We start from the raw sequence: 4,208 nt of genomic DNA, 5'->3' as shown, positions 1-4,208 counted from the left end.
CACCACACCACCTGGCCCAAACCCACCAACCCCCAACCCACCAACCTCCCCACCTACCCCTTCCAACACCAACACCACTGGCTCAACCCCACCGCGGACACCGACGCCTCGGCCCTCGGCATGCAGGCCACCAGCCATCCGCTGCTGGGCGCGGCCGTGCCGGTGGCCGGTTCGGACGGCGTGCTGTTCACCAACCGGATCTCCAACCGCCTGCACCCGTGGCTGGCCGACCACGTCGCCGGCGGAGCGGTGCTGCTGCCCGGCGCGGCGATGGTCGAGCTGGCGCTGGCCGCCGGCGCGCGGGCCGGTCTCCCCGCCGTGCGGGACCTCACGGTGGAGGCTCCTCTGGTACTGCCGGGCGAAGCCGCGCTGCGGACGCAGCTGGTGCTCGGGCCCGCCGATCCTTCCGGACGGCGCCGGGTGGAGCTGTTCGCGCGGCCGGACGACGACGACCCGGCATCCACCTGGACCCGGCACGCCGCCGGCACCGTCGAGGCCGCCGGCTCCGTGCCGCGCCCGGCGACCGGCCAGTGGCCACCGCGGGGCGCCGTCGCCGAGAACGTCGCCGAGCTGTACGAGCGCCTCGCCGACCACGGATACGCGTACGGGCCGGCGTTCCAGGGGCTGCGCGCGGCGTGGCGGCACGGCGAGGACGTCTACGCGGAGGTCGCCGTGCAGGACGCGGCCGGCTTCGGCCTGCATCCCGCGCTGCTCGACGCCGCGCTGCACCCCGTCGTCGGGCTGATCCACGACCCGGCCCGCATGCTGCTGCCCTTCGCCTGGTCGGGGGTCAGCCGGTACGCCGCGGCCGCCACGACCATGCGGGTGCGCATCTCCCCCGCCGGGGTGGACACCGTGCGGGTGTCGATGACCGCCACCGACGGCACGCCGGTCGCCGACGTGACCTCGCTCGCGCTGCGGCCGGCGCCCCGCACCGCGCTCGCCGACGGCGGGGTGTACCTGCCGGAATGGATCCCCGCGCCGGAAGCCGAGACCGGACGGCCCCTCGTCCTCGCGGCCCTCGGCGACCCGCCGCCGCAGCTGCCCGACCTCGACTCGTATCCCGCCCTGGACGCGCTGCGGGCCCACCTCGCCGCCGGCGGGGACCGGCCCGGCGTGGTGCTGGCCGCACCGCCGCGCGGCACCGGCGGGTCGCCCGTCACCGGCGCGTACACCGCCGTCAACTGGACGCTGGCGTTGCTGCAGGCGTGGCTCGGCGACGAGACGTTCGCCGGGATGCGGCTGGCCGTCGTCACCCGCGGTGCCGCACCCGCCGCCGGGCACATGCACGACCTGGCGACGGCACCCGTGTGGGGGCTGCTGCGGTCCGCGCAGACCGAGCACCCCGGCCGGCTGGTCGTGCTGGACCTCGACGACACCGCGACGCCGGAGCTGGTGCGCGCCGCGCTGGCCGGCGACGAGCCGCAGCTGGCGGTGCTCGACGGTGCGGTCCGCGTGCCACGCCTGCGACCGGCGCCCGCGGACGGGCGCCCCGCCACGCCGTACGACCCGGCCGGCACGGTGCTGATCACCGGCGGCACCGGGGGTCTCGGCCTGCGGCTCGCGCGTCACCTCGTCACCGGGCACGGCGTCCGGCACCTGCTGCTCACCAGCAGGTCGGGGCGCGACGCCGACGGGCTGGAGGGGCCGCTGGCCGAGCTGGCCGAGCTCGGCGCGGAGGTGACCGTCGCCGCGTGCGACGCCGCCGACCGGGCCGCGCTCCGCGACGTGCTGGGCAGTGTCCCGGCGGAGCACCCGGTGCGCGCGGTGATCCACGCCGCCGGGGTGCTCGACGACGGCACGGTCGCGTCGCTCACGCCCGAGCGGGTCGACGCCGTGCTACGCGCCAAGGTCGACGGTGCCTGGAACCTGCACGAACTGACCCACGACACCGACCTCACCGCCTTCATCCTCTTCTCCTCCATCGCCGGCACCATCGGCACACCCGGACAAGCCAACTACGCCGCCGCCAACACCTTCCTCGACGCCCTCGCCCAACACCGCCACACCACCGGACACCCCGCCACCGCACTCGCCTGGGGACTCTGGGAACCCACCGGCGGCATGACGGCCCGGCTGAGCGACGCGGACTTCACGCGGATGGCGCGGGGCGGGCTGGCGCCGCTGGCGACCCTCGACGGGCTGGCGCTCTTCGACGCGGCGGCGGCCGTCGACGCGCCGGTGCTCGTGCCGGCGCGGCTGGACCTGCCCGCGATGCGCGCCCAGGCGCGGGCGGGCCTGCTCGCACCGGTCCTGATGACGCTGGCCGGTGCGGCACCCCGGCGGTCCGCCACGGCCGGCGCCGACCTGCCCTGGCAGGAGCGGTTCGCCGCGGCCACCGGGACCGAGCGGCAGCGCATGGCCACCGACCTGGTGCGCGCCGAGGCGTCCGCCGTCCTGGGGCTCGGCGCCGGCGAGGCGTTCGACGAGCGCCGCCCGTTCAAGGCCCTCGGCTTCGACTCGCTGACCGCCGTCGAGCTGCGCAACCGGCTCAACGCCGCGACCGGTCTGGTCCTGCCCGCGACGGTCATCTTCGACTACCCGGAGGCGGCCCGGCTGGCCGAGCACGTCCGGGAACTGTTGCAGGGAGCCGGATCCGGCGAGGCCGACGCGGTCGCGCGGGAGTCGTCGCCGGCCGACGAGCCGATCGCGGTGGTGGGCATGGCGTGCCGCTTCCCCGGCGGCGTGGCCACCCCGGACGACCTCTGGGAGCTGATCGCCGGCGGCGGCGACGCGATCACGCCGGTGCCCGCGGGCCGGGGATGGGATCTCACCGACCTGTACGACCCGGACCCGGACCGGCCGGGGACCGTGTCCGCGCGTGAGGGTGGCTTCCTCGCGGAGGCCGCGGACTTCGACGCCGAGTTCTTCGGGATCAGCCCGCGTGAGGCGGCGGCGATGGACCCGCAGCAGCGGCTGTTGCTGGAGACGGCGTGGGAGGCGATCGAGCGGGGCCGGATCGACCCGGCGAGCCTGCGCGGCAGCCGTACCGGCGTGTTCGTCGGCGTCATCTACAACGACTACGGCACCCGGCTGCTCACCCGCCCCGACAGCGGCCTGGAAGGCTACTTCGCGACGTCGGCGATGAGCAGCGTCGCCTCGGGCCGGGTGGCGTACACCCTCGGCCTGGAAGGGCCGGCGGTGACGGTGGACACGGCGTGCTCGTCGTCGCTGGTGGCGTTGCACCAGGCGTGCCAGGCGCTCCGCAGCGGCGAATGCGACCTCGTCCTCAGCGGCGGTGCCACGGTCATGACCACACCCTCGATCTTCATCACCTTCTCGCGGCAGCGGGGGCTGGCGCCGGACGGGCGGTGCAAGCCGTTCGGTGCCGGTGCGGACGGGACCGGCTGGGCGGAGGGCGCCGGGATGCTGCTGCTGGAGCGGCTCTCCGACGCCGAACGCAACGGCCACCCGATCCTCGCCGTGGTCCGCGGTTCGGCGATCAACAACGACGGTGCCAGCAACGGCCTCACCGCGCCCAACGGCCTGTCACAGCAACGCGTCATCCGGCAGGCCCTCGCCAACGCCGGGCTCGACGCCGCGGACGTCGACGCGGTCGAGGCGCACGGCACCGGCACCACGCTGGGCGACCCGATCGAAGCCCAGGCGCTGCTCGCCACGTACGGCCAGGACCGGCCCGGCGACCGTCCGCTACGCCTGGGCTCGGTGAAGTCGAACATCGGCCACACGCAGGCGGCGGCGGGTGTCGCCGGCGTCATCAAGATGATCCAGGCGATGCGGCACGGCACCTTCCCGAAGACCCTGCACGCCGATCACGCCAGCCCGCACGTCGACTGGGACGCCGGCGAGGTCGCCCTGCTCACCGAGAACGCGCCGTGGCCCGGCAGCCGGCCGCGCCGGGCGGGGGTGTCGGCCTTCGGCATCTCGGGCACCAACGCCCACGTCATCCTCGAGGAACCACCCGCCCCGGCACCGGTCCCCATCCCAGACCCCGACCCGGCTTCGGATGCGGATTCCCCTGTGGCGTGGCTCGTCTCCGCGCGTACCCCCGCCGCGCTCCGCGCACAGGCCAAGACCCTGCACACCCACCTCACCGAACACCCCGACCTGCGGCCCGCCGATGTGGCGCATGCCCTGTCCACGACCCGGAGCCACTTCGATCACCGGGCCGTGATCATCGGCACCACCACCCGCGACCTCACCACCGCACTCACCGCCATCACCACCAACAAAACCGCACCCAACCT

The 4,208-nt window shown here is 75.4% G+C and carries 1 protein-coding gene; it reads left to right on the top strand.

Annotation, left to right across the window (positions count from 1 at the left end; translation table 11 throughout):
• A partial coding sequence (locus ACZ6TV_RS55085) for a type I polyketide synthase (protein WP_465309744.1) occupies positions 1-4,208 on the top strand: 4,208 nt, incomplete at both ends.

It is taken from the genome of Dactylosporangium sp. NPDC051087, from assembly GCF_055586325.1.
Note: the sequence above shows the minus strand (reverse complement) of the source record. Positions and strands in the feature narration are given on the sequence as shown.